General features: G+C 65.3%; 13 protein-coding genes. 7 read left to right on the top strand and 6 right to left on the bottom strand.

Annotated elements, in window-relative coordinates; genetic code table 11:
• Window position 1 precedes the first annotated feature (1 nt).
• Both ACLEJW_RS13760 and ACLEJW_RS13755 read right to left on the bottom strand, forming a co-directional pair.
• Window positions 2-538, bottom strand: coding sequence for a (2Fe-2S)-binding protein (locus ACLEJW_RS13760; RefSeq protein WP_145189034.1), 537 nt, complete (start codon window positions 536-538; stop codon window positions 2-4).
• A complete protein-coding gene (locus ACLEJW_RS13755) occupies window positions 531-3,362 on the bottom strand; it encodes a xanthine dehydrogenase family protein molybdopterin-binding subunit (protein WP_313458910.1) in 2,832 nt (943 codons plus the stop codon). The genes ACLEJW_RS13760 and ACLEJW_RS13755 overlap by 8 nt, the downstream gene beginning before the upstream one ends.
• A 269-nt stretch (window positions 3,363-3,631) precedes the next feature.
• On the opposite strand from ACLEJW_RS13755, the gene dsbD reads away from it, so the two are divergent.
• Genes dsbD through dsbG form a run of 3 tightly spaced genes read left to right on the top strand, consistent with a single transcriptional unit; the run spans window position 3,632 to window position 6,940 of the window.
• Window positions 3,632-5,344: a protein-disulfide reductase DsbD gene (dsbD, locus tag ACLEJW_RS13750; RefSeq protein ID WP_440777740.1), complete on the top strand. Its 1,713-nt coding sequence runs from the start codon at window positions 3,632-3,634 to the stop codon at window positions 5,342-5,344.
• Window positions 5,344-6,180, top strand: coding sequence for a prolipoprotein diacylglyceryl transferase family protein (locus tag ACLEJW_RS13745; RefSeq protein ID WP_313301516.1), 837 nt, complete (start codon window positions 5,344-5,346; stop codon window positions 6,178-6,180). The genes dsbD and ACLEJW_RS13745 overlap by 1 nt, the downstream gene beginning before the upstream one ends.
• A gap of 1 nt (window position 6,181) precedes the next feature.
• Window positions 6,182-6,940, top strand: a complete 759-nt coding sequence (gene dsbG / locus ACLEJW_RS13740; protein ID WP_313301519.1) for a thiol:disulfide interchange protein DsbG — start codon at window positions 6,182-6,184, stop codon at window positions 6,938-6,940.
• A 77-nt stretch (window positions 6,941-7,017) separates the two neighbouring features.
• Here dsbG and ACLEJW_RS13735 read toward each other — a convergent pair whose 3' ends face one another.
• The gene (locus ACLEJW_RS13735; RefSeq protein ID WP_440777739.1) at window positions 7,018-19,959 is read right to left on the bottom strand and encodes a non-ribosomal peptide synthetase; all 12,942 of its coding nucleotides are present in this window, start codon (window positions 19,957-19,959) and stop codon (window positions 7,018-7,020) included.
• Between the two features lie 303 nt (window positions 19,960-20,262).
• Between ACLEJW_RS13735 and ACLEJW_RS13730 the strand changes: the two genes are divergently transcribed.
• On the top strand, window positions 20,263-20,787 hold the full coding sequence (locus ACLEJW_RS13730; protein WP_145189054.1) for an RNA polymerase factor sigma-70: 525 nt from the start codon (window positions 20,263-20,265) through the stop codon (window positions 20,785-20,787).
• A 47-nt stretch (window positions 20,788-20,834) separates the two neighbouring features.
• Here ACLEJW_RS13730 and ACLEJW_RS13725 read toward each other — a convergent pair whose 3' ends face one another.
• Window positions 20,835-21,848: a GNAT family N-acetyltransferase gene (locus ACLEJW_RS13725; protein ID WP_440777738.1), complete on the bottom strand. Its 1,014-nt coding sequence runs from the start codon at window positions 21,846-21,848 to the stop codon at window positions 20,835-20,837.
• 62 nt (window positions 21,849-21,910) lie between these two features.
• Window positions 21,911-22,711, bottom strand: coding sequence for a substrate-binding periplasmic protein (locus ACLEJW_RS13720; RefSeq protein ID WP_145189060.1), 801 nt, complete (start codon window positions 22,709-22,711; stop codon window positions 21,911-21,913).
• A gap of 160 nt (window positions 22,712-22,871) precedes the next feature.
• Here ACLEJW_RS13720 and ACLEJW_RS13715 point away from each other — a divergent pair, with 160 nt between their 5' ends.
• Window positions 22,872-23,423 carry an exonuclease domain-containing protein gene (locus ACLEJW_RS13715; protein ID WP_145189062.1) on the top strand — a complete coding sequence of 184 codons (552 nt, stop codon included), beginning with the start codon at window positions 22,872-22,874 and terminating at the stop codon, window positions 23,421-23,423.
• A 77-nt stretch (window positions 23,424-23,500) separates the two neighbouring features.
• Window positions 23,501-23,785 carry a pyrimidine/purine nucleoside phosphorylase gene (locus ACLEJW_RS13710; protein WP_145189066.1) on the top strand — a complete coding sequence of 95 codons (285 nt, stop codon included), beginning with the start codon at window positions 23,501-23,503 and terminating at the stop codon, window positions 23,783-23,785.
• Between the two features lie 52 nt (window positions 23,786-23,837).
• Here ACLEJW_RS13710 and ACLEJW_RS13705 read toward each other — a convergent pair whose 3' ends face one another.
• Entirely contained in the window at window positions 23,838-24,530 is a 693-nt protein-coding gene (locus ACLEJW_RS13705) for an alpha/beta family hydrolase (protein ID WP_440777737.1), read from the bottom strand.
• A 50-nt stretch (window positions 24,531-24,580) separates the two neighbouring features.
• Between ACLEJW_RS13705 and ccoN the strand changes: the two genes are divergently transcribed.
• Window positions 24,581-26,005 (top strand): cytochrome-c oxidase, cbb3-type subunit I, encoded by a 1,425-nt coding sequence (gene ccoN, locus ACLEJW_RS13700; RefSeq protein ID WP_440777736.1) that lies wholly within the window; start codon window positions 24,581-24,583, stop codon window positions 26,003-26,005.

Genomic DNA, 26,005 nt, shown 5'->3' with positions numbered 1-26,005 from the left:
CTCAACCCTCCTTGACCAGGCCGAGATCGTTGAGCACGGTGCGCGTCGCTTCGTAATACCGCACATAGCCGGTGCAGCGGCAGATGTGATGCCCCAGACTCGTTTCGATGTGCTGTTCCACTTCACTTTGCTTCAACGGCTGACGCTGGGCGCTTTCCACCAGGACCGTGGCGGCATTGACGAAGCCCGGCGCGCAGTAGCTGCACTGGAAGGCGAACAGATCGACGAACTTCTGCTGGATCGGGTTCAGCGTCAGGTTACCGGCTTCATCGACCTGGGCATGGCCTTCGATGGTGCGCACGGTCTTGCCTTCGAAGTAATGCGCGCCGGTGATGCAGGTGCGCACTTCCTCGCTGGTGCCGTCGGGATGGTCGACGATCACCACGCAGGCGTGGCAGATGCCCTGGCCGCAGCCCAGGCGTGAGCCGGTCAGGTTCTGGTGCTCGTGCAGGTAGTCGATCATTGCCAGGTCGTCAGGGACCTCGACCGGGCCGACCGGTTGACCGTTGAGGGTCAGTTGCAGTGGACGGTTAGCCATTGAGGGCCTCCTTGATACGGGCTGGGGTGATGGGAAGGTCGCGCACGCGCTTGCCAATGGCATGTGCCACGGCATTGCCGATGGCACCGACGACCGGAATCATCACCACTTCGGCGATGCCCTTGGACGGGTCGGTCGATGACAGCGGCGGGAGAATTTCGCTGGTCTGTGTCCACACCGCGACATCCCGCGCATGCGGCAGGCGGTAGCGGTTGAAGTTCCAGTCGCCCTCCCCTGGCCCGCCCTCGTACAACGGCATTTCTTCGGTCAAGGCGTGACCGATGCCCATGGCGATGCCGCCTTCGAGCTGGCCCTTGACCAGCTCCGGCACCAGCACCCGGCCACACTCGATCCAGCTGTGGTGATTGAGCACCTGCACGGCGTGGGTGCCCTTGTTGACCTTGACCTCGACCAAGGTCGCCACCGGGCTGTAATAGGTCACCATGGCGTTGTTCAACTGAGTGACCGGATAGGCAGCGTTCTGCCGGTCGAGCAGGTGATAGCCGTGGCTGTTCATCTGCGCTTTCTTGGCATTCACCGCGCCGTCGCCGTATTTCACCGCCAGTGCATCGAGCGGGAAGCGCTCGCGCACACCGTCGATGACGAAGTCGGCCTCGGCCCAGCTCCAGCGGTTGAAACCATGCACGCTGACGCCGGTTACCAGGCCCATGTCATGGGCTTTCTGCGCAAGCTGGGCGAACGGAATCGGCGCCATGCCATTGCCAGTCAGTTCGCCGTTGACCCACCGCGCATTTTCGCGGCGCACCACCAGCGGGTTGGCCGAACCACCATGCGGCCCCTGACTCCAGATGGCCATCGCGGCTGGCCACAGCCCATGATGGAACAGCACCCGCGCCGCTTCACGCGTGGCATGGCTGAAATAGAAAGCCGAGTTGGTCGCCGACGACGGCGAAGCCAGCTTGCCGACCCAACGCGGATTGCGCAGTGCGCCATCCTGGTCGGCCTGGCTGATCAGGTAGGGATTGCCGCTGGTGGCCAGTTGCAGTTCCGGCCATTCGGTGACCGCGGTCTTCACTTCATCGGCCGAGCGGCCGAGGAAATCGCTGACCACCAGCGCCTGCGAGGTGGACATGCCGGTGCCCAGCTCGGTACCGATGTGACGCAGGCTGATGCGCCCATCGCGGCTGAACTCGACGCTGGCCATCGGCGCTTCGGCGCCGGTGCCGAAGTCTTTCTGACAGATGGCGAAGCCCACCCCGTACCAGTGATCCTGATCCTGCGCATCCATTTGACGCTTGCGCGCGTCGCGGTTGCGCCAACGCTCGTCGACGGCGGCTTTGTCGAGAATCTCGTACAAGCGCAAGGCCCCGGCAGGCACCGCGCCCTGGGTATTTTTCATGCCCGACTTCAGCGCGTTGGCGCGACGCAGGTCGATGGCATCGACACCCAGGCGACCGGCGATCTCATCGACCATCATTTCCGTGGCCGCCATGCTCTGCAACGTGCCGTACCCGCGCATGGAGCCGGCCTCGACAGCGCGCGAATGGTAGGCGGTGACCGCGAGGTCGTTTTGCGGCATGTAGTAGATCGACTGCGCCGCCGTCGCTCCCACTGCGGCCACCGACGGGCTGTAGTTGATGCGCCCGCCGCCGTCGCAACTCATGTCGGCGCGGAAGATCTTGAAGCTGTTGTCCTTCTTGTCCACGGCCAGTTGGTAGCGGATATCGAAGGCGTGGCGCTTGATACCGCTTTGGAACTGCTCGTAGCGGTCGTTGGCCAGGCGAATCGGTATCCCGGCGCCGTACAGCGCCGCCACGGCGGCATAGAAAACGAAGATGTTGTTGTCCTTGGAGCCGTAGCCAACGGTGTAGCCAGGATGCATGTTCAGCGACTTCAAGGCGAAGCGCGACGGCTTGATCATGTGCACGCATTCTTGCGCTGCCTCGAACGGGCACTGCGTCGCGACCACAAAATGCAGGGTGCCGCTGGCGGCGTCGTACCAGCCATTGCCGTTGTCCGGTTCGAGCGCCGCCGGCTCGATGGACGGCGTCTTGTAGCGCTCATCGAAGACCAGCCAGTCTTCTGGCGGGTTTTCCAGCTGCTCGGCCATGCGCTTGGCGTAGAACAGCCCTTGCTCGGTCAGATCGCCATGCTGGTTGGGCGCCTTGGACCACACCGGCTTGCGGTTGAGGATGGTGGGGAACAGCATGGAATTCTTCAGGCTGGAAAATTCATCCTCGTCGAACGGCGTGGCGCCGCCGACCCGCACGAAGCGGAAGCTGCCATACGGGTCGCGCTGGTACAACGCCGCCTGGGCGCCATAGCGGATCGCCTGGTCGTTGAACTGCAACTTGCGCTTGGCCTGGCGGAAGCGCTCGAAGTCGTGCCAGATCAAGATCGCCACCGGGTGGCCGATGAACATCGGCACCTTGCCAGGCGGCAGCAGCGGATCAGGCGAATGCGCCTCGGGCCAGGCGATGCCGTCGTTTTCCAGGTCCGCTGCCGTGACGATGCGGTCGGGCTGCAGATCGGCGCCCAGCAGGCTCAGGTCATGCCCGGCATAAATGCGGTCGGCCTTGGTGGTCTTGAGCAACAGGGCGTGACCTTGCTGGGTCGGCCAGCCGGGCATGTCCTTGGCGCGAATGTCGCGGGCGAACACCTTGTTGCCGCACACCTTGGACAACGCGTCATTGCGAAAACGCGCCTTGCCATCATGGTTCATCCATTTTTGCGGCGAAGTGGTGACGCGCTCCTCCATCAGAGCGGCGAAGGCCTGGCTGCCAAGCGGCGCCATGGTCACGCCGACACCAGCGATCAGGCCGCCCTGCAAGAAGGCGCGCCGGGAAATATCACGGTTGGACATGCTTGTTCCTCTGGGCAGAGAGGGTCTGCCCACTTTTTTTCTGATTCTTGTGCGGGGACTCGGAAGGGTGCGAATCTTGTCACGCGGGTCAGTAAAATCTGACTTGTGCGTCAACTTTAACGCAAGTGGGGGGCGATAAGCAAAGTCAAGTCGACATTATGTCGCGGTGTGTCTGCAGCACCGCTCTTGCACTCGATGTCCATGGTTAACCATGGGTTAATCGATGCCCGCCAGCATGGCCAGCATTCAAGAACTGCCAAGGCGAAGACATGCGCATTTTCCTGCTGTTGCTGACGTTGTTCGTGATCGGCCCGTTGCAGGCCAATCCGTTCGAGACCAAGCCTGATTTCCTGCCCGTGGAACAGGCCTTCATGCTGACTCACGACCGTCAGGCCGACGGCCAGATGCGCGTGTATTTCCAGATCAAGCCCGGTTACTACCTGTACCAAAAACGCCTGAAATTCGACGGCCTGTCAGCCGATCAACAGCCGCAGTTGCCCCCTGCCTTGAACCATAACGACGAATTCTTCGGCGACAGCGCCGTATACCGCGAGCAGCTCGAGCTGGTGATTCCGGCCAATGCTCAAGGCCAGCTGCGCCTGGGCTGGCAGGGCTGCGCCGACGCCGGGCTGTGCTATCCGCCGCAGACCACGGTGATCGACCTGGGCGGTAAGCCGGCTGCGGTGGCCGAGCAGGCCAGTGACCAGGCGCTGGCCAGCGACCTGCAACGGGCGAGCCTGGCCTGGAGCCTGCTGGCCTTCTTCGGCCTGGGCCTGCTGCTGGCCTTCACACCCTGTTCGCTGCCGATGCTGCCGATCCTGGCCGGGCTGGTACTGGGCAATGGCGCCAGTGCCCGGCGCGGCTGGCTGCTGGCGGGTGTCTATGTGCTGAGCATGGCCCTGGTCTATGCAGGCCTGGGTGTAGTGGCCGCGCTGCTCGGCGCCAGCCTGCAGGCATGGCTGCAGCAACCGTGGCTGCTCGGCAGCCTGGCGGCGCTGTTCATCCTGCTTGCCTTGCCGATGTTCGGCGCCTTCGAGTTGCAACTGCCGGCTGCCCTGCGCGATCGGCTCGACCGTGCCGGGCAAGGCACCCGCGGCGGCAATTTGTACGGCGCAGCGCTGCTCGGTGCGCTGTCTGGCCTGCTGCTCGGGCCGTGCATGACCGCACCGTTGGCAGGGGCACTGCTGTATATCGCCCAGAGCGGCGACGTCCTACAAGGTGCCTTGGTGCTGTTCAGCCTGGGGCTGGGCATGGGCGTGCCGCTGCTGCTGTTGGTGACGTTGGGTAATCGATATCTGCCGCGCCCGGGCGCGTGGATGAACCGGGTCAAGGGCGTGTTCGGCTTCGTGTTCCTCGCCATGGCGCTGTACACCGTGCGCAGCCTGCTTGCTGAACCGTTGGTACTGGCCTTGAGCGGCGCCTGGCTGATCGCCCTGGCCTGGGCGATGTGGCCAGCGCTGCAGCGGCTGCCAGCGTTACGCGCGCTGCCCGTGCTGGCCGGCTTGTGGGGCAGCTTGCTGTTGGTTGGCGCAGCGGCTGGGGGTGACAACCTCTGGCAACCGCTGCAACCCTTTGCCGGGGGGCCGTCCCCGGTTGCACGCACGCCTGGCGAGCACGGTTTCGTCACCCTCGACAGCCCCGAGGCGCTGCAACGCGAACTCGATGCCGCCCAAGCCGCCGGGCAATGGGTCATGGTCGATTACTACGCAGACTGGTGCGTATCCTGCAAAGTCATGGAAAAGCAGGTGTTCAGCCGCGCGGACGTACAGGCCAGCCTCACCGGCGTGCGCTTGCTGCGCCTGGACGTCACCGCCGACTCTGCCGCCAGCCGCGCCCTGCTGCAGCGTTATCAAGTACCCGGCCCACCCAGCATCGTCTGGCTGGGCCCGGAAGGCGATGAACGTCGCGCTCGACGCATCACCGGGGAAGTCGATGCCGATGCATTCCTGCAACACTGGACCGCCACCCGGAGCCAAGGCTGATGCTCACCGTAACCCTCGGGCCGCTGACCCTGGCCCTCAATCATCTGCTGATGCTCAGCGCCCTGCTGGTCGCGACCCTGGTGGGCTGGCGGGTCGCCCGGCGCGGCGGGCAAAGCCCTGAGTCGGCCCTGTTCAACCTGTTCGTGATCGGTGTGCTGTGCGCTCGCCTGGGCTTTGTGCTGGCCTACTGGCCGATGTACCGCAACGATCCGCTGCAGATGATCGACATCCGCGACGGTGGCTTCCTGCTGTGGTCCGGGTTGCTCGGCATCGTCCTGGCCAGCCTGTGGCAAGGCTGGCGCCAGCCCGGCCTGCGCCGCCCGCTGGCCTGGGCGCTGTTCAGCGGAGCGTTGTTCTGGGGCATGACCAGCCTGGGCAGCCACCTGTACAGCAAGGGTACCGAGCTGCCGGCGCTGAGCCTGCGCGACGCTGCCGGCCAATCGGTGGCGCTGCACAATTACCGCGGCAAGCCGTTGGTGATCAATATCTGGGCCACCTGGTGCCCGCCCTGCCGACGGGAAATGCCGGTGCTGCAGCAAGCCCAGGGCGAATACCCCCACGTCACGTTCATCTTCGTCAACCAGGGCGAAACCCCGGAAAACGTCAGCACCTTCCTCGCCACCACCGGCCTGAGCCTGACCCATGTGCTGTTCGACGGCACGGGCTCTCTGGCCCAGCGGGTGGGTTCGATGGCCTTGCCAACCACCTTGTTCTACGACGCCGATGGCCGCCTGATCGGCAGCCATCTCGGCGAGCTGTCCCGGGCCAGCCTGCGCCATGCCCTGGAACCTTTCGACCGGGCCAAGTCGCCCGCCTCTGCCGCACAAGGAAACTGACATGCGATTGACTGCTCTGCTGCCCCTGACCTTGGCCCTGCTGGCCGCTCCGCTGGTGCAGGCCGAAGACCTGCCCAAGGCTATCCAGCAACTGCAAGCCAAGGGTGCCGAGATCAAAGGCAGCTTCGATGCCCCCAACGGCCTGCGTGGCTACGCCGCGCAATACCACAACAACGCCCTGGCGCTGTACCTCACCGCCGACGGCAAGCACGTGCTGGTGGGTAATCTGTTCGATGAACAGGGCAAGGACCTGAGCGCCGAACCGCTGCAAAAGCTGGTCTATGCGCCGATGAGCAAGGAAATCTGGGCCAAGATGGAAAAGACCGCCTGGATCGCCGACGGCAAGGACAGCGCCCCACGCAAGGTCTATCTGTTCAGTGACCCCAATTGCCCGTACTGCAACATGTTCTGGGAACAGGCCCGCCCGTGGGTCGAGTCGGGCAAGGTGCAGCTGCGCCACATCATGGTCGGCATCATTCGCGAGGACAGCCCTGGCAAATCCGCCGCCTTGCTGGCCGCCAAAGATCCCGCCAAGGCCCTGCACGAGCATGAAAAGGCGGGCAAGGCGAGCAGCCTCAAGGCGCTGCAGCAAGTGCCGCCCGCCGTACAAGCAAAGCTGGCGGCGAACATGGCGTTGATGCAGGAGATGGGCTTGCAGGCTACCCCCGCCATTTTCTACCAGGATGAGCAGGGCAACCTGCAGAGCCAGCAAGGCGCGCCGCGGCCTGAGGCCCTGGAGAAGATTCTCGGTAAGCGGTGAGCTGCCAATCGCCAGCTCAAGCCTGACATCGAGCAGCAACGCTCGCCGGCACTGGGGCGCTAAGCGCCCCTACGTGTTTAAAGCCCCTCCAACTCGGCCATCAAGTCACTGAGCCGATCCGCCTTGGCTTCATCCAGCCCGGCGCCCTGCATGCCGCGCACATACTCGGCCAGCTCCTGCACGCTGCTGCATTCGAACATCGCCCGCAGCGGCACATTCAGTTGCAGCTGTTTCTGCACGCGCGAGGCGATCTGCGTGGCCAGCAGCGAATGCCCGCCCAGTTCGAAGAAATTGTCGTGCACCCCGACCCGCTCGACCTTGAGCACTTCTGCCCAGATTTCGGCCAGGGTCTGTTCGAGCTCATCACGTGGGGCCAGATAAGCCTGGCCGTGCTGAGCGCCAATGGCGAGTGCGGGCAGCGCCTTGCGGTCGAGCTTGCCGTTGGCGTTGCGCGGCAGAGCGGGCAACCAGCCCCAATGCAGCGGCACCATGTACTCCGGCAGCTCGGCGCGCAGGCGTTGCTTGATCTGCTCCAGCAACACGGGCTGCTCGCCCGCCGCGCAATGAGCGACCAGATAGCCGACCAGGTGCTTGCCATTGGCGCCCTCCTGCACGCCCACCGCGGCGTCGCGGACTTGCGCATGCTCATGCAGGCGCGCCTCGATCTCGCCCAGCTCGATGCGATAGCCGCGAATCTTCACCTGATGGTCGATGCGACCGACGTACTCGAACACCCCGTCCGGACGCTGACGCGCCAAGTCGCCGGTGCGATACAGACGCTCGCCCGGGGCACCGTGCGGGTGCGGCACAAAGGCCAGGGCGGTGCGCACCGGGTCGCCGACATAGCCACGGCCCACGCCGGTGCCTGCCACGCACAGCTCACCCACCGCACCCAGCGGGACCAGCGTCTGCGCCTCGCTGAACAGGTACAGGCGGTTGTTGTCGGTCGGCGTGCCGATCGGCAGGTAGCTGCCCTGGGTCGAGGCCTGGTCGACACGGAAGAAAGCCACGTCGTCCGAGCATTCGGCCGGGCCATAGGCGTTGACCAAGCCGACCTGCGGGTATCGCTGCAGCCACTGGCCGGCGAGCTCAGGCGGCATCGCTTCGCCGGTCGGCAGCATCCAGCGCAGGCCCCCCAGCGCCTGGTGATCGCTGGCCAGCATGCCTTGAATCAACGACGGCACGCTTTCGAGCACGGTGATGCCGGTGGCCTGCACATGCGCCAGCAGGCCTTGCGGGTCGTGGGCGATGGCATTCGGCACGATCTCGATCCGCGCACCGAACAACGGTGCGGCCAGGAACTGCCAGACCGAGATGTCGAAGCTTTGCGAAGCGGTCTGGGCGATCACGTCGTGCTCGCTCAGGGCCAGGTACGGCACTTTGCTCAGTTGGTTGTTGAGCATGCCGCGCTGCTCGACCATCACGCCCTTGGGCAACCCGGTCGATCCGGAGGTGTAGATCACATAGGCGAGGTTTTCCGGCCCGCTGTAGATGCCGGGGTCATGGCTGGCGACCGTGCTTGCCTGGACGTCTTCCCAGACCAGCAACTGCGGCCTGGCTACCCCGGCCAGCTCATCGAGCAACGACCGCGCCTGCTCGGCACAAGCGGCACTGCACACCAGAACCGGTGTGCGGCTCAGTTCGACGATGCGTTGCAGGCGCGCTGACGGCAGCCCAGGGTCGAGCGGCAGGTAGCCGGCGCCGGCCTTGAAGCTGCCGACGATCATGCCCAGCAACGACAGACCGCGCTCGGCCAGCAGCGCCACCGGTTGATCGATAGCGACGCCCGCTGCCAGCAGGGCATGACCCAGACGGTTGGCGGCCAGGTTCAACCCAGCGTAATCGTAGGCACCTTCCAGGCAGCGGGCCACGGTGCGCTGCGGATGCGCCGCGACCTGCGCTTCGAACAGCGCGGCGTAGCTCTGCGTCAGGGGGTAGACGCGCTCGGTGCGGTTGCAGTGTTCGAGCACAAAGCGCTGTTCCGCCTCGCCAAGCAGTGGCAAGGCACTGACCTGGCCGTCAAAGCCGTGCACCAGCGCCAGCAGCAGGCGCTTGAACTCAGCCAGCAGGCGCTCGACCGTCGGGTAGTCGAAATAGCGCTGGTCGAACGACAGGTGCAGGCCCAAGTCGTCGCCTGGGTAGCACACGGCGGTCAAGGGGAAATTGGTGTGCGTGCGCCCTGAATCGGAGCTGGCGTTCAGGTGCTGGGCATGGTCGAGCACGGCGGTTTCCACCGGGGCGTTCTCGAACACGAACAGGCTGTTGAACAGCGGCTGGCCTTTGGGCAGTTCGCTGCAATCCTGGATCGCCACCAGCGGCAGGTACTCGTACTCGCGCAGCTCCATGTTGCGCTCCAGCAGTTCTTGCAGCCATTGCCGGACGCTGCACAGCTGGCCCGGCTGCGGCAGTTGCACACGCAGGGCGATGCTGTTGATGAACAAGCCGACAGTACGCTGCAGGTGCGGCATGCTGACCGGTCGTCCGGCCACGGTCACCCCAAAGGCCACGTCGCGCTCGCCGCTGTAGCGCGCCAGGACCAAGGCCCAAGCGGCCTGGGCGAAGGTGTTGACGGTCAGCTGGTGCGCCTGGGCCAGTTCCCGCAGGCGCACACCATCGCTGACCTCCAGGCGGGTGTAGCAGTCGCCGACGCGCATGCCGTCACCGGCGTGGTCGTGGCGCAGCGGACGGTCACTGGGCAGCGCCGTGGCCCGCTCGAAGCCGGCCAGGTTGGTTTGCCACCAGTGGCGCGCCTCAGCCAGATCCTGGCGTTGCAGCCAGCCGATGTAGTCGCGGTAGCGTGGCGGCGCCGGCAGTTGCGCCGCACGGCCCTCGCCCAGGGCCTGGTAGAGTTCGAAGAAATCGTTCATCAACAGCGAGCGGCACCAGGCATCGATGAGGATGTGGTGGTTGCTCATCATGAACCAGTAGCGTGCGTCGGCAACACGTATCAGGCGCAGGTGGAAGGGCGCTTCGCGCAGCAAGTCGAAACCGGCTTCGCGCTCTTGCTGGTGCAGCGCTTGCAAACGCGCTTCCTGCGCAGCGTCGTCCAGCTCACGCCAGTCCTGATAATCCACCTCGGTATGGCCTGGCTTGTGGATGATCTGCAGCATGGTCTGCCCGGCGTTCCAGCTGAACGAGGCGCGCAAGGCTTCGTGACGCGCCACCACGGCCTGCCAGGCCTGGGCAAAACGTGCAGGGTCCAGGGCGCTGTTGATGCGATAACGGTCCTGCATGTAGTACAGGCCTGTGCCGGGTTCGAGCAGGGTGTGCAGCAGCATGCCCTCTTGCATGGGCGTCAGCGGATAGACATCTTCGATGCAGGCCGACGCTACCGGCAGTTGATCGATCTGCTCCTGGGTCAGGTGCGCCAGGGGGAAGTCCGAGGGCGTGAAACTGCCATTGCCATCGGCCAGGCAATGCTCGATCAACGCCAGCAACTCCAGGCGGTAGGCGTCGGCCAAGCCTGCGATGGTGCTGTGTTCGTAGCGTTCGCCACTGTAGGTCCAGCGCAGTTGCAACGCCCCGCCATAGACCTGGCCGTCGACGCTCAGCCAGTTGGGCAGCGCAGCATCCGCATCATGGGCAAGCCCGGCGGGGGCGTCCAACGGCAGCAGCAAGGCATCCTCGGCGAACTGCTGGTCGAACTGCCCGAGGTAGTTGAAGGTGATACGCGCCTGGGGCAGCGCCGCCATCTGCTCACGTACCGGGGCCTCGGCCAGGTAGCGCAACACGCCATAGCCCAGGCCCTTGTGCGGGACCTGGCGCAATTGCTCCTTGATCGCCTTGATCGAGCTGGCACGTGCGCCATCGTCGTCGCCGGCCTGGGGGCTCAAGCGCAGGGGATAGGCATTGGTGAACCAGCCAACGCTGCGGGTCAGGTCCATGTCTTCGAACAGACCGTCGCGGCCGTGGCCTTCGAGCTGCACCAGCACCTGCGAATGCCCGCTCCAGCGGCACAGGGTGCGCGCCAGTGCGGTCAGCAGCAGGTCGTTGACCTGGGTGTGATACGCCGCAGGCGCCTGTTGCAACAGTTGCCGGGTCTGCTCGGCATCCAGGCCGATGCTCAGGGTCTGGGCATGACGCTGCAGATTACCGCCCTGGGGGTGGTCGCACGGTAGCTCGAAACCGACCTCGGCGAGCTGCGTTTGCCACCACCGCGCCTCGTCGCGCAGCGAATCGCTGCCCGCATAGCTGTGCAGGCGCGCGGCCCAGTCGGCCATGGCGTGACTCTTGGCCGCCAACGCCTGGCCACGGTACAGCGCCTGCACATCCTCGAGCAGTACCCGCCAGGAAACCCCATCGACCAGCAAGTGGTGAATCGCCAACAGCAAGCGCTGGGCGCCGCTGGCGTCGCTCACCAGCAACGCGCGCAGCAGCGGGCCGCGCTGCAGATCGAGGCTGCGCTGCACATCGGTGTACAGCGCCTGGCAACTGTCGAAGTCGCTCACCGTCGCGCTCCACAGTAATTGCTCGGTGGCAGCCTGGGTGAAGGTCGCCTGACGGCCGTGGAAGCGCAGGCGCAGGCTGTCGTGATGCGTCACCAGCGCGTCCAGCGCGCGCTCCAGGGTCGCCGCGTCCAGTGGCTGCACGGCTTGCAGCAGCACGGCTTGGTTCCAGTGCTGCGGCTGCACCACATCACTGTCGAAGAACCAGTGTTGAATCGGTGTCAATGCGCTGCTGCCGACCCGCAGGCCCTGGTCGATGCTGCTGGGCGCCGCGCTGACGCTGACCACCGCCGCCAAGGCCTGGATGGTCTGGTGCTGGAACAGGTCGCGGGGCGTGAACTGCAAGCCCAGTTGACGGGCACGGCTGACCACCTGGATCGACAGGATCGAATCGCCGCCCAACTCGAAGAAGTTGTCCTGCACACCCACCCGCGGCAGATTCAGCACCTCGGCCCAGACGTGGGCCAGCTGGCGCTCAAGCTCGCTGGTCGGGGCCTGGTAATGCCAGCGCGCCTGTTCCAGGTCAGGCATTGGCAAGGCCCGGCGATCAAGCTTGCCGTTGCCCATCAGCGGCAGGCTGTCGAGCAGCACCAAGTGCGCGGGCACCATGTAGTCGGGCAAATGCAAGCGGGCCTCGGCCTTCACCGCTTCACGCAGCTGCGCTTGCCGCTCGCTTGCGGCGTTGGCGTGCCGACACACCAGATAGCCCACCAGCTGCTTGCCGCCCGGCAGATCCAAGGCCAGAACCACGGCTTCATCGACCTCGGCATGGGCCTGCAAGCGGCTTTCGATTTCCCCCAGCTCGATCCGGAAACCGCGAATCTTCACCTGCTGGTCGGCGCGGCCGATGTATTCGACCAGGCCATCGCTGCGCAGGCGCACCAGATCACCGGTGCGGTACAGCCGCCCGCCGTCGCGGCTGAACGGGTCGGCAATGAAACGCTCGGCGCTCAGGCCAGGCCGCTGGTGATAACCCTGGGCCAGGCCTGCACCGCCAATGTACAGCTCGCCGATGCCGCCTTGCGCCAGCAAGGCCAGGTCGTCATCGAGGACGTAGGCGCTGCGCGCGCCGATCACCCGGCCGATCGGCACGCTGCCAGCGTCGCCAGCCAGGGTCGGCGGGGCCAGGCAGGCCAGCGGCATGACCACGGTTTCAGTGGGGCCGTAGGCATTGAACACCTGCTGCGGGGCAAAGGCCTGGCGGATCCGCTGCAGGTGCTCGCCGGTCAATGCTTCGCCACCGGTGATCACCAGCCGCACCGCCAACTGCTCGCCCTGACTGGCCAGGTACTGCGCCAACTGGCTGCCGTAGCTTGGGGTGAAACCAAGAATGCTCACCTGCTGCTCGCGCACCAGCTGGCAGATTTCCTCGGCGCCCCACTGGCCCTGGCCGCGCAGCACGACCCGCGCACCGCACAGCAGCGGCGTCAGCAGGCGCTCACTGGCGGCATCGAAGTTGATCGAATAGAAATGCAATTCGCAGTCATCGCTGCGCATGCCGAATGCCTTGATCACCGCCTGGCAGTGCATGGCGATTTCACCGTGGCTGACCATCACGCCCTTGGGCTGGCCAGTCGAGCCTGAGGTGTAGATCAGGTACGCCTGATGCTGTGCAAGGTTGGTGTTATCCAGCGGCGCTGCGCTGTAGGCCTCAAGCGCTGGCGCATCGTCTTCCAGGCTCCAGCGGGTCACGCCGGACGGCAACTCGCCCAAAGCCTGCAGCAGCCCGCGCTGGCTCAACAGCAGGCCGATGCCGCTGTCCTCGATCATGTAGCGCAAGCGGTCGAGCGGGTACTCGGGGTCGAGCGGCACGTAGGCACCGCCGGCCTTGAGGATCGCCAGCAGGCCCACCACCATCGACAACGAGCGCTCGAGCGCCAAGCCCACCCGTACCTGCGGGCCGACACCACGCTCGCGCAGGGCGCGGGCCAGGCGGTTGGCCTGCTGATCGAGCTCGGCATAGCTCATGTGCTGCCCGGCGAAGGTCAGCGCCTGGGCATGCGGGGTACGTGCAGCCTGGGCGGCGAACAGCCCATGCACGGTGTGTTCGAGGGACAGGCCCTGCTCGCCTTGCAGCTGACCGATCAGCACGTGCCGTTCGGCCTCGCTGAGCATCGGCAACTCGCACAGGCGTCGCTGCGGATCATCGAGCAGCCCCACCAACAGCTGCTGCCAGTGTTCGGCCATGCGCGCAATGCGGGGTGCGTCGAACAAGTCGCGGCTGTAGGTCAGGCAGCAACCCAGACGGCCATCCAGATCGGTGACTTCCAGGTACAGGTCGAACTTGGTCGCACTGGCATCGTTGACCAGGTAATCGACCTGCATGCCGGCCAGCGTGCGGCTTTGCTGGAAAGCCCAGCGCTGCACGTTGCACATCACCTGGAACAGCGGATTGTAGGCGCTGCTGCGCGGTGGCTGCAGGGCTTCGACCAGTTGTTCGAAGGGCAGGTCCTGGTGCGACTGGCCTTCGATGGCGGCCTGGCGTACTTGCTCGAGCAAGGCAGCGGCGCTCATCTGCCCGTCCAGCTCGCAGCGCAGCACCTGGGTGTTGAGGAAGGCGCCGATCAGGCCTTCGCTCTCCGGGCGAATGCGGTTGGCCACCGGCGCACCGATGCGCAGGTCGCGCTGGCCGCTGTAGCGGTGCAGCAGCGCGGCCAAGGTGGCGGTCATGGTCATGAACAAGGTGAGCCCGTGCTGCTGGTTGAACGCGTGCACGCGGGCCACCAGCGCCGGATCCAGATCGAAGCGGTACAGCTCGCCTTGGTGGCTCTGCACCGCTGGACGCGGGCGGTCGGCAGGCAGTGCCAGCACCGGGTGCTCATCGCCCAGGCGCGCCTGCCAGTAGGCCAACTGCCGTGCGCCCTCGCCGCCCTCCAGCCACTGCCGTTGCCACACGCTGTAGTCCAGGTACTGCACGGGCAGCGGCAGCAAAGGCGACTCGCGGTCGTCGACGAAGGCCTCATACAGCTCGCCCAACTCGCGCGCGAAGATGTCCATGGCCCAGCCTTCGGTGACGATGTGATGCAGGGTCAGGACAAAGTAGTGCTCGCGCTCCTGCGCCTTGACCAGGCAGGCGCGCAGCAGCGGGCCACGCTCCAGGTCGAAAGGCTGGTGCGCCTGGTCGTCGGCCAGCTGCTGCAAACGCTGCTGGCGATGCGCGTCGGACAAGGCGGTGAAGTCCTCCCAGTGCAGCTGCAGGCCGGCGTCGCTGGCCACACACTGATAGGGCACCCCGTCGATGCTCGGGAAGGTGGTGCGCAGGGTCTCGTGGCGCATTATCAACGCCTGCAACGCGCGTTCGAAGGCATCCACATGCAGTGCCCCGCGCAGCCGCGCCATGCCACCGACGTTGTAGGCGGGACTGTCCGGCTCCATCTGCCAGAGGAACCACATGCGCTGCTGGGAATACGACAGCGGCACCGCCTGGCGGCGGTCGACGATGGCGATCGGGCCTTGCCGATCGTGTTCACCTGCCGCGCGTATGCGTTCGACCTGGGCACAGAATGCGCCCAGCTCGCTGGCCTCGAACAGCACCTTCAGCGGCAGCTCCACATCGCACGCCTGGCGGGTCCGCGAGACAATCTGGGTAGCGAGCAACGAATGTCCACCGAGGGCGAAGAAGTCATCATTCAGGCCGATCTCGTTGAGGCCCAGCACCTCGCGCCAAATGCCGGCGACCTGCTGCTGCAGCGCGGTCTGCGGCGCGACATGCGCCCGCTGCTGCCAGACTGGCGCCGGCAAGGCGTTGCGGTCGAGCTTGCCGTTGGGTCCGAGCGGCATCTGTGCGAGGCTGATCAGCTGCGCCGGTACCATGTAGGCCGGGAGCTGCTCGGCCAGGGCCGCCAGCAGCGTCTGCGCCTGGGCAACGCCACTGAAATAGCCGACCAGCTGCGCCGCGAGCGCATCCTGATGAACCAGCACCACAGCGTGCTCCACACCCGGCTGGGCCAGCAGGCACGCTTGCACTTCTTCGGGCTCGACCCGGAAACCACGCACTTTCACCTGCTGGTCAAGACGACCCAGGTACTCCAAGGCCTGACTTGACACCAGCCAGCGAGCGCGGTCGCCACTGCGGTACACGCGGGCGCCGTTGCCATCGGTCTGCGGTACGAAGCGTTCGGCGGTCAAGCCGGGGCGCCCCAGGTAACCGCGGGCCAAGCCGGCGCCACCCAGGTAAAGCTCGCCGGGCACACCCGGCGCGCTCAGTTGCAGTTCATCGTCCAGCACCCGGCACAGCACGTTGCCCAGCGGGCGGCCAATCGGCGCGCGCGCGCCATCTTCAGCGCGGCTGTGCCAGTGGGTGACGTTGATGGCGGTTTCGGTCGGCCCGTAGCGGTTGTGCAATTGCACCTGCGGCAGCAGCTGCAGCACACGGTCGCGCAGTGGCGCCGACAGTGCCTCGCCGCCACTGAACAGGCGGCGCAGGCTGGTACAAGCAGCGGCCTGGGGCTCCTGCACGAACACCTGCAACAGCGGCGGCACGAAGTGCAGCGTGGTCACGCCGTGGGCTTGCACCAGGGCGGCGATTCGCTGGGGATCACGGTGCTCGCCAGGGCCGGCCAGCACCAGCTTGCAGCCGCTGAGCAACGGCCAGAAGCATTCCCACACCGACACGTCGAAGCTGATCGGCGCTTTTTGCATCAGCACATCACTGGCATCCAGCGCATAGGTGGCCTGCATCCATTGCAGGCGTTCGGCCAGCGCCGCATGGGTGTTACCCACGCCCTTGGGCTGGCCGGTGGAGCCGGAGGTATAGATCACATAAGCCAGGTTTTCGCCGTGCAAGCGCAGGCCTGGCGCATGGCTGGGCCAGCTGTCCAGGTGCAACTGGTCCAGGGCGATGGCACTGACCCCGTCCACCTGCGGCAACGTGCCGAGCAAGCTGCTGTGACTGAGCAGCAGCGCGGCCTGGCAGTCACCGAGCATGTAGGCCAGGCGCTCTGCCGGGTAGTCGACGTCCAATGGCACGTAGGCGCCGCCGGCCTTGAGAATGGCCAGCACGCCGACCAACAACTGCGGCGAGCGTTCGAGGGCGATCGCCACACAGGTGTCGGGGCCGACGCCTTTATCGCGCAGGTAATGGGCCAGGCGGTTGGCCTGTTGGTGCAGGCTGGCATAATCGAGGCTGCCCCCGTCCCAGACCAGCGCCGTGCGCTGCGGGGTCAGGCGCGCTTGCTCGTTGAGTTGCTCCACCAGCAAGCGCGGCGCGCCAGGCATCGGCGCCTGGCCCCAGTCGAGCAACTGCGCACGGCTTTGCTCATCGAGCAATTGCACTTCAGCCAGGGGTAATTGCGCCTGCGTGCTGACTTGCTCGAGCAGTGCCAGCAGCTGCTGGGCCAGACGCTCGATGGTGGCGCGGTCGAACAGTTCGGCGGCGTAGTCGAACGACAGGCGCAAACGGCCCTGGTGGTCTTCCTCACTGTGCAGTTGCAGGTCGAACTTGGCTTCGCGGCTGTGCCAAGGCAGCTCTTCAGCCAACAGCCCGGGCAAGCGGCGCAGCGCCGACAGGTCACGCTGCTGGTGGTTGAACATGACCTGGAACAGGCCCTGCTCACGGGCCTCGGGCAGCGCTTCGAGCAGTTGCTCGAACGGCAGGTCCTGGTGGGCCTGGGCATCGAGCGTGGTTTCGCGCACCTGGCTAAGCAATTGGGCGAACGGCATGCGCCCGTGCAACTGCGCGCGCAGGACCTGGGTATTGATGAAGAAGCCGACCAGGCCCTGGGTTTGCTGGCGCGGGCGGTTGGCGTTGGGCACCCCGACACGGATGTCCTGCTGGCCCGTGTGGCGATGCAGCAATGCCTGCCAACCGGCCAGCAGCACCATGAACAGGCTGGCATTTTGCTCGCGGGCCAGGGCCTTGAGGGCATCGGCCAGTCTGCCGGGCACCTTCACGCTCAGTCGGGCAGCGCGGTGGCTGCGTTGGCTGGCGCGCGGCTGGTCGGTGTGCAGGTCCAGTACCGGCAAGCTGTCGCCGAGCGCCGCTTGCCAGTAGGCCAGTTGCCGTGCGCGCTCGCCCTCGGCCAGCCACTGGCGCTGCCAGCTGCCGTAGTCGGCGTAGCCCAGGACCAGCGGCGCCAGCTTGGCATCCGTGCCTTGGCAATGGGCGGCATACAGCTGGGCGAATTCCTCGAGCAGGATGTTCAGCGACCAGCCGTCGGCGACGATGTGGTGCAGGGTCAGCCACAGTTGGTGCTCTTCATCGTCCAGGCGTGCCAGGGTTACACGCAGCAGCGGGCCTTGGATCAGGTCGAACGGTTGCTGCGCCTCCTGCTCACGGCGCGCAGCCACGTGCTGCGCATCCAGGCCATGCAGATCCAGGCGCTGCACGTGCAGCGCCTGGGCCGGCAGTATGTGCTGCAGCGCCTGGCCATCCACTTCGCTGAAGCGCGTGCGCAACGACTCATGGCGCGCCACCAAGGCCTGCAAGGCGCCTTCCAAGGCGGCCTGGTCCAACTCGCCGCGCAAGTGCAGGCCAGCCGGAATGTTGTAGGCGGCAGACTGCGGTTGCAGTTGCCAGGTCAGCCATAAACGGTTCTGCGCCAATGACTGCGGCAGGGCCTGATCGCGGCTGTGCAGCGCGATGGCTGCCGCTTCGCCGCCGCCTTGCGCAACGCTGGCGGCGACCGCCGCGCTGTATTCGGCCAAGGTCGGGGCTTCGAACAGGGTGCGCAGGCTCAGCGCCACCCCAAGGGTTTCGCCCAGCTGCGCCGTGACCTGGGTGGCGGCGATCGAGTTCCCCCCCAACAACAGGAAATGATCGTCCGCAGCGACCGTTTCGAGCTTGAGCACTTCGCACCAAGTGGCGGCGACCAGGGCCTGCAGGTCATCACCAGCCGCTGCGGGCACCGCGCGCGAGGCAGCCGTCGGGAAGCGCGCATAGCAATCCAGGCTGCCGTCTTCCAGGCGCAGGCGGCAGGCCGAGCGTTGCAGTTTGCCGCTGGAGGTCTTGGGCAAGGCGCCAGGGTTGAGCAGCAGCACGACCGCCGGCGCCTGCCGGCAGGCCTCGGCGATGACCTGACGCAGGCGCTTGATCAGCTCGTCAGGCAGCACCGACTTCTGCACATTGCGGCTGATTTCCACCGCCACGCCGATGCCCTCCTCGCCCTGATCGTCGACGGCGAACACCGCCACGCGGCCCTTACGCAGGACCTCGACCTCGCGCTCCAGGGTCTTTTCCAGATCCTGCGGGTAGAGGTTCTGGCCACGGACGATGAGCATGTCTTTCAAGCGCCCGGTGACGAACACCTCACCGCCGCGCATGAAGCCCAGATCGCCAGTGCGCAGCCAGGTCTGGCCGTCGCTTTCGACGAAGGTGCGCGCCGTGGCTTGCGGGTTGCGCCAGTAACCCAGGGCGATACTGGGGCCTGCGGCCCAGATTTCGCCGATGCAGTTGTCCGCCACCGGCTGCAACTGCTGCGGCTCGACGATACGCACGCGGTGGCCAGGTTGCGGATAGCCGCAGCTCATCAGCACGCTGCCGGATCCAGGCTCGGCACGATTGGCCGCCAGCGCCAGGGCGTCCACTTCCAAGGCCGGGATGCCTTGACCGCGGCGACTGCCGCTGACGAACAAGGTCGCCTCGGCCAGGCCGTAACTGGCGAAGAAACTGTTTGGCTGGAAACCGCAGGCCGCGAATTTGTCGGCGAAGCTGCTCAAGCTGTCCTGACGAATCGGCTCAGAGCCCGAGTAGGCCACGCGCCAGCGGCTCAGGTCGAGGCCGGCCATGGCTGCCTGGCTGATGCGCTCGCTGCACAGGCGGTAGGCGAAGTCCGGCCCGCCGCTGATGGTGCCACCGTATTCGCTGATGGCCTGCAACCAGCGCTGCGGACGCGCCAGGAAGTAGCCCGGCGACATCAGCACGCAGGGCACGCCGCTGAAGATCGGCTGCAGCAACCCGCCGATCAAGCCCATGTCGTGGTACAGCGGCAACCAACTGACGATCACATCATCCGGGTTCAGGTCGATCCCAAAGCCTGCGCGGATCAGTTGCTCGTTGGCCACCAGGTTGCCATGGCTGACCTGCACGCCCTTGGGCAGCGCGGTCGAGCCTGAGGTGTACTGCAGGAAGGCGATGTCGTCGGGCATCAGCGCAGGTTCGCGCCAATCCGCCGCCAGGCTCGGGTCGAGCAGGTCCACGGCGAGCAACTGTGGGGCGTCAGCGCCGTTGAGGGCCTCCAACTCGCGTAGGCTGTCGGTCAGCGCCGCAACGGTCAGCAGCAGACGCGGCTCGGCATCGTCGATGATCGATAGCAGACGCTCCTGGTGATGACGACGGGCCGATTCCGGCGGATAGGCTGGCACGGCGATGATACCGGCGTACAGGCAACCGAAGAACGCCGCGACATAGTCAGGCCCACTGGGAAACAGCAGCACTGCCCGCTCGGCGAACCCGGCACGCGCTTGCAAGGCTGCGGCGATGGTGCGCGCACGCGCGTCCAGGTCGCGATAGCTAAGCACGGCCTGCTCGCCCGGCGCATCTGCCAGAAAGCGCAGGGCGATGCGGTGCGGAGTCGAGGCGGCGCGTTGCGCCAGGGCCTGGACCAGCGAGAGCGGGAGTTCGAAGGCGTCCGTCATGGGGGGTTCCTGCCAGTGTCTGGATGGGGCGGGCTGCTGTCCGACGCCGGGTCGGAGCAGTGGCTGCAGCCGGATGTACACAGGGGAACGGATGGAGGTGACAAGAAATTACCGGCACGCCTGAGCCCCAGCGGCCTGGCGCGGCGGCGCAGGGTCGGTCGCAGTGGCTTAGAACTGAAACCAATGGAAACTCATTAACTTTCGTATTTGACAATCATTATCATTCTGAATAGTTTGTCGCACGTCGTAGGAAGCTTCATCAATCGCTGAGCTTTCTTCCCCTTTCGTGACAAGGTGATTTCCATGGCGGAACAACTATCCACAAGTAAGTGCGATTCACCGTTACTCCAGGCGTTCGTCGACAATCGCAACATTCTGGTCAAGATCGCGGCGCGCATCACCGGCTGCCGCTCGCGTGCCGAGGATGTGGTGCAGGACGCTTTCTTCCGGCTCAGTGCCGCCCCGCAGATCACCTCGTCGTTCAAGGCGCAGCTCAGCTATCTGTTCCAGATCGTGCGCAACCTGGCCATCGATCACTACCGCAAGCAGGCGATGGAGCTCAAGTACTCGGGCAGCGAGGAGGAAGGCCTGAACGTGGTCATCCCCAACGCGTCCCCGGAAGCCACGCACATCAACCTGGCGGCGCTCGAGCACATTGCCCAGGCCCTCAACGAGCTGCCGCAACGCACCCGCTACGCCTTCGAGATGTACCGCCTGCATGGCGTGCCGCAAAAAGACATCGCCAAGGAGCTGGGGGTATCGCCGACCTTGGTCAACTTCATGATCCGCGACGCCCTGATTCATTGCCGCAAGCGCTCGGGAGCCTAAGGGGTGCGGGAGCCTCTGGCTCCCTCCAGCTGCAACTGCAAGCTGCCTCAACCCAGGCGGCAGTGGTCGAAGAAGCGTTCGCGGCCCAGCAGCATGAGTGCCGCGCGCTTGTGCGGGAAGTCGAATTCCTTTTCGCAGTGGAAGCACTGGTTGTGCATGTAGCCGATCATCTTGGCATTGTCGGCGCGCGGCTCGGCAACCACCTGCTGGGTGCGCGGATCGTCCAGGAACAGATAGTGCACCAGCGCTGATAGCCAGCTGGCGACCTTGTGCGGGCCGCGGTGGGCCTCTTCACCGACCAGCATGTGGATGCCGCGGTCGTAATCACCGGCCGGATAGAACGGTGCGATGCGGTCTTCCTTGGCCCAGTAGGCCTCGAAGTAGGCGAACGGCTGGTCATCGAAGCAGCCGATCAACGTTACGGTGTGCGGGTCGGCTTCAAGCTTGCTCAAGTAGGCGCGGTGCTGGTCGAGCGAGCCTCCCTCCTGCCAGAACTGCTCGACCCGAGGGTTGTTCTGCCAACGACTGAAACGCTCGAGGTCGTGCTCGACATCCAAGGTGCGCAACGACACCCAGGCGCCCAGGCGGGCATCGAAACGGCGGTACACCTCACCCAGGGGTTTCGGCGCCCGGCGCGGGTGGCGCTTGCCCTCGCTCATCACCATCTGCTGCGGGTAGACAGGAGCAGCCGGCTGGCTCAGCCACGGTTGCGGCAGTTGCCAGAACAGCGCACGTTCGCACAGGTACACCCGCGCCTGCTCGGTGGCCACCAGCAAGCCACTGCCCACGGCCTGCGGTGCAGGTTCGCTCAGCTCTACCTGCAGGCGCTGGCGCGACGGTTCGCGGGCCAGCAACCAGTAGCACAACGCCCACAGCGCCTGCTGCACGCGCTCCGGGCACACGTGCTGGACCTGGACGCGCAAGGGGTCATCAGCTATCACCTGAGCCTGCGCCAACGCTCGATCGTCCAGCGTCAGGTTCAACCTGCCCTCGGCTTCCTCGGCGCACAGGCCCGGCCAGCGGGGTAAGGACAGGGGCGGCGAAGCGGCATCGAACGGCATGGTCTGGGCTCACGTTAGGGAGGAAAGGCTCACTGGTGAAGACGTGCCCCTACTGGCGCAATTTAGTCGCTCGGCACCGCGACGCTGATCCGATAAGGCTGGAAGATCCGCGTCAGCTCGCCCGACTCGCGCAGTTGCCCCAACAGCTTGGCGAACTCGCGCCCGCTGATCGGCGCTGCCGGGCGCAGCAAGGCATAGTGATGATAGACCTGGTCGATGCGCTGCGAGGCGATCAGCTGGTTGCGGCTGTCGGGATGGCGGGTGAGAAAGTCGCTCAGGTACGAGCGGGTGACCAGGGCGATGTCGGCACGCCCGGCCTGCACCATCAGCAGATTGCTGTCGTGGGAGTAGGTCAATGTCGCGCTGTACACCTGGCGCAGGTAACCAGGGTCGGAATTGAACCCGGCAAAGGCATAGTGGTAACCGTTGAACAGCGCCAGGCGCTTGCCGCCGAGGCTGTCGAAATAACCGGGCGTGCGGCCATTGGCCCGGCGCGCGACGAAAACCTCGGCGTCCTCCAGGCCCATGTCCACCTGCTGGTGAGGGATTTGTTGCCAGCCCCACTGGGGGTTTTCGAAGATCGCCATGTCGGTGCGGCCTTGCTGGAAATCGCCGAAGCGCCGCTGGATGGACGTGGGCACCAGAATGAAACGGTAATCGGTCTGCAGGCGATTCAAGGCCTCTGCCAACTGCGGCAGCAAGCCGGTGTCGGCGCCCTGCTCGGGGCGCACGGTATAGGGCGGGAAATGCGCAGCACCGATCTTGACGTCAATGGCGTCGGCGGCCCACGCTGGCACTCCCAGCCAGGCTGCTGTCAGCATCGACAAAGTGAAAATGGCCTTGCGGCCCGGCGCTGGAGTCAAAACGGATGCTCATACGGTCATACCTGGATGCGCTTAAGCTAGGCGTTTTCCGGGCGGTGCACAACTGCTGCTTAAGTCCAAGTGACGGCATTTTGCCACAGGATGCCGTATGGCTGCGGATTGACTACGCTGCTTGAGCAGACATGGCGAGGAGCCTGGTATGGGCCACTGGTTGGTGATCGACCTGGAAGCCACCACCGATGACGGTGGCTGGCCGGTCACGGAAATGGAAATCATCGAAATCGGCGCCAGTCTGGTGACCCGCGAAGGACGCGAGGTGGACCACTTCCAGCGCTTTGTGCGGCCGCGCCGGCGACCACAGTTGACGCCGTTCTGCCGTGAGCTGACCCATATCACTCAGGCCGACGTGGACGGCGCGGCGGTGTTCCCCGAGGTATGGGCGCGCTTCGAGCGCTGGCTCGGGCACCACCGTGGGCAATTGCAGGCGTGGGTGAGCTGGGGCGACTACGACCGCCAGCAATTGCTGCAGGAGTGGCGGCAGCACACCCTCGACAGCCTGCTGCTGCACGTGCCGCACATCAATCTCAAGCAGCGCTTTGCCAAGGCGCGTCACCTGCAGCGCCCGACCGGCCTCAACGGCGCCCTGCAACTGGCGGGCATGCACTTTTGCGGGCAACAGCACCGGGCCCTGGAAGATGCCCGCAACACAGCACGCCTGTTGCCCTTGAGCCTGCCTGCCGCGGGCACCTGAAAGCAGATGACGCAGACAATGGGCTTGGGCATACTGGCCAGCCCATTTTTCCACCTGCTTTGTTTCAGGAGTCGCGCATGTTCCAGGTCAACGAGTACTTCAACGGCAGCGTCAAATCGATCGCCTTCGCAGGCGAGCAAGGCCCTGCCACGGTCGGTGTCATGGCCCCGGGCGAATACGAGTTCGGTACCGCCAAGCGCGAAATCATGCACGTTGTGGCCGGTGCGCTGACCGTCAAGCTGCCAGGCAGCGACAGCTGGGAAACCTTCACCAGCGGCGCCTCGTTCAATGTCCCGGCCGAGAGCAAGTTCCAGCTGCAGGTGAAGGTCGACACCGCCTACCTGTGCGAGTACGTCGACTAAGCACCGGCGTTAGCGGCTTCTTCGCCGCACGCGCCTTGCGAAGAAGCCGGCATCATTGCCCAAGAAACCGCGCGACCTGCTCAGCCGCCGCCTGCAGATGCTGCTCATGGCTGAACCCCGAGGCCTTCAACGGCTTCAGATCGTGATCTCCCGCCACCAACCAGCTGACCTCGATGGACGCCGACAGCGCATACTGCTGCACGGTTTCGCGGTTACCCAGCGGGTCGCGCTCGCCCTGAACGATCAGCGTGGGGGTGCGCAGCTCAGCCAGGTGTTCGACCCGCGGCTTCTCGGGTTTGCCCGCGGCGTAGAACGGATAGCCCAGGCACACCAGGGCATCGGCCTGCAACGTGTCGGCCAGCAGACTGGCCATGCGCCCGCCCATGGACTTGCCGCCAATGGCCAGCTTGCCCGTGACCAATGGTCGCACCTGGGCATACACCTCACGCCAGCATTCGAGCAGCACCTGCTGCGGATTCGGCGGGCGCTTGCCGCCGCCATGGCGCCGCTGGGCCATGTATGGAAACTCGAAGCGCACCACGCCAACCCCAAGCGCCGCCAGCCTTAGCGCCATTTCCGCCATGAACCCGCTGTCCATCGGCGCACCCGCGCCATGGGCCAGGATCAGGCACGGTTGCGCGCCATTGGCTGCCGGTGCGGCAGGCGGATCGCAATGCAAGCCTGGGACATTTCCGACTTGCGCCCATTGATCCCCGTCAATACCGGCACTTTGCCCTTCTCTCATTCTTGCCTCGCTTCAAAGCCTGCCAAATAACCGTGGATGGGAACCCATACATGAACACAACCAGCAGTACCGCCTATAACTACAAGGTGGTCCGCCAATTCGCCATCATGACGGTGGTGTGGGGAATCGTCGGGATGGGGCTCGGCGTCTTCATCGCCGCCCAGCTCGCCTGGCCGTCCCTCAACTTCGACCTGCCGTGGACCAGCTTCGGCCGCCTGCGACCGCTGCACACCAATGCGGTGATCTTCGCGTTCGGCGGCTGCGCGCTGTTCGCCACCTCCTATTATTCGGTGCAACGCACCTGCCAGACCACCCTCTTCGCCCCGCGCCTGGCCGCATTCACCTTCTGGGGCTGGCAACTGGTGATCCTCCTGGCCGCCGTCACCCTGCCGCTGGGCTACACCAGTTCGAAGGAATACGCCGAGCTGGAATGGCCGATCGACATCCTCATCACCATCGTCTGGGTGAGCTACGCCGTGGTGTTCTTCGGCACGTTGATCAAGCGCAACACCAGGCATATCTACGTAGGCAACTGGTTCTTCGGCGGTTTCATTCTGACCGTGGCGATGCTGCACGTGGTCAACAATCTGGAACTGCCGGTCAGCCTGACCAAGTCGTACTCGATCTATGCCGGCGCGACCGATGCCATGGTGCAGTGGTGGTACGGCCACAACGCCGTGGGCTTTTTCCTCACCGCAGGCTTTTTGGGCATGATGTACTACTACGTGCCCAAGCAAGCCGAACGGCCGGTGTATTCCTATCGCCTGTCGATCGTGCACTTCTGGGCCTTGATCACCCTGTACATCTGGGCCGGCCCGCACCACCTGCACTACACCGCCCTGCCAGACTGGGCACAGTCGCTGGGCATGGTGATGTCGCTGATTCTCCTGGCACCGAGCTGGGGCGGCATGATCAACGGCATGATGACCCTCTCCGGCGCCTGGCACAAACTGCGCAGCGACCCGATCCTGCGTTTCCTGGTGGTATCGCTGGCGTTCTACGGCATGTCCACCTTCGAAGGCCCGATGATGGCCATCAAGACCGTCAACGCCCTCTCCCACTACACCGACTGGACCATCGGCCACGTGCACGCCGGCGCCCTGGGCTGGGTAGCGATGATTTCCATCGGCGCGCTGTACCACACCATCCCGAAGGTGTTCGGCAAGCAGCAGATGCACAGCATCGGCCTGATCAACGCGCACTTCTGGCTGGCGACCATCGGCACCGTGCTGTACATCGCCTCGATGTGGGTCAACGGCATCGCCCAGGGCCTGATGTGGCGCGCAGTCAACAGCGACGGCACGCTCACCTACTCGTTCGTGGAAACCCTGGTGGCCAGCCACCCAGGCTTCATCGTGCGCTTCGTCGGCGGCGCGATCTTCCTCGCCGGCATGCTCCTGATGGCCTGGAACACCTGGCGCACGGTGCGTTCGCCGGCGCTCGACGCCGTCCCTGCGAACGCCCAGTTGGCTTGA

The sequence above is a fragment of the Pseudomonas sp. SMSB3 genome, assembly GCF_052041965.1.
In the GTDB taxonomy this organism is placed as follows: Bacteria; Pseudomonadota; Gammaproteobacteria; order Pseudomonadales; family Pseudomonadaceae; genus Aquipseudomonas.
Note: the sequence above shows the minus strand (reverse complement) of the source record. Positions and strands in the feature narration are given on the sequence as shown.

Bases quoted from the DNA above. Each gene is read 5' to 3' on its own strand.
- ACLEJW_RS13760 (WP_145189034.1), bottom strand. From the start codon at position 538: ATGGCTAACCGTCCACTGCAACTGACCCTCAACGGTCAACCGGTCGGC.
- ACLEJW_RS13755 (WP_313458910.1), bottom strand. From the start codon at position 3,362: ATGTCCAACCGTGATATTTCCCGGCGCGCCTTCTTGCAGGGCGGCCTG.
- dsbD (WP_440777740.1), top strand. From the start codon at position 3,632: ATGCGCATTTTCCTGCTGTTGCTGACGTTGTTCGTGATCGGCCCGTTG.
- ACLEJW_RS13745 (WP_313301516.1), top strand. From the start codon at position 5,344: ATGCTCACCGTAACCCTCGGGCCGCTGACCCTGGCCCTCAATCATCTG.
- dsbG (WP_313301519.1), top strand. From the start codon at position 6,182: ATGCGATTGACTGCTCTGCTGCCCCTGACCTTGGCCCTGCTGGCCGCT.
- ACLEJW_RS13735 (WP_440777739.1), bottom strand. From the start codon at position 19,959: ATGACGGACGCCTTCGAACTCCCGCTCTCGCTGGTCCAGGCCCTGGCG.
- ACLEJW_RS13730 (WP_145189054.1), top strand. From the start codon at position 20,263: ATGGCGGAACAACTATCCACAAGTAAGTGCGATTCACCGTTACTCCAG.
- ACLEJW_RS13725 (WP_440777738.1), bottom strand. From the start codon at position 21,848: ATGCCGTTCGATGCCGCTTCGCCGCCCCTGTCCTTACCCCGCTGGCCG.
- ACLEJW_RS13715 (WP_145189062.1), top strand. From the start codon at position 22,872: ATGGGCCACTGGTTGGTGATCGACCTGGAAGCCACCACCGATGACGGT.
- ACLEJW_RS13710 (WP_145189066.1), top strand. From the start codon at position 23,501: ATGTTCCAGGTCAACGAGTACTTCAACGGCAGCGTCAAATCGATCGCC.
- ACLEJW_RS13705 (WP_440777737.1), bottom strand. From the start codon at position 24,530: ATGAGAGAAGGGCAAAGTGCCGGTATTGACGGGGATCAATGGGCGCAA.
- ccoN (WP_440777736.1), top strand. From the start codon at position 24,581: ATGAACACAACCAGCAGTACCGCCTATAACTACAAGGTGGTCCGCCAA.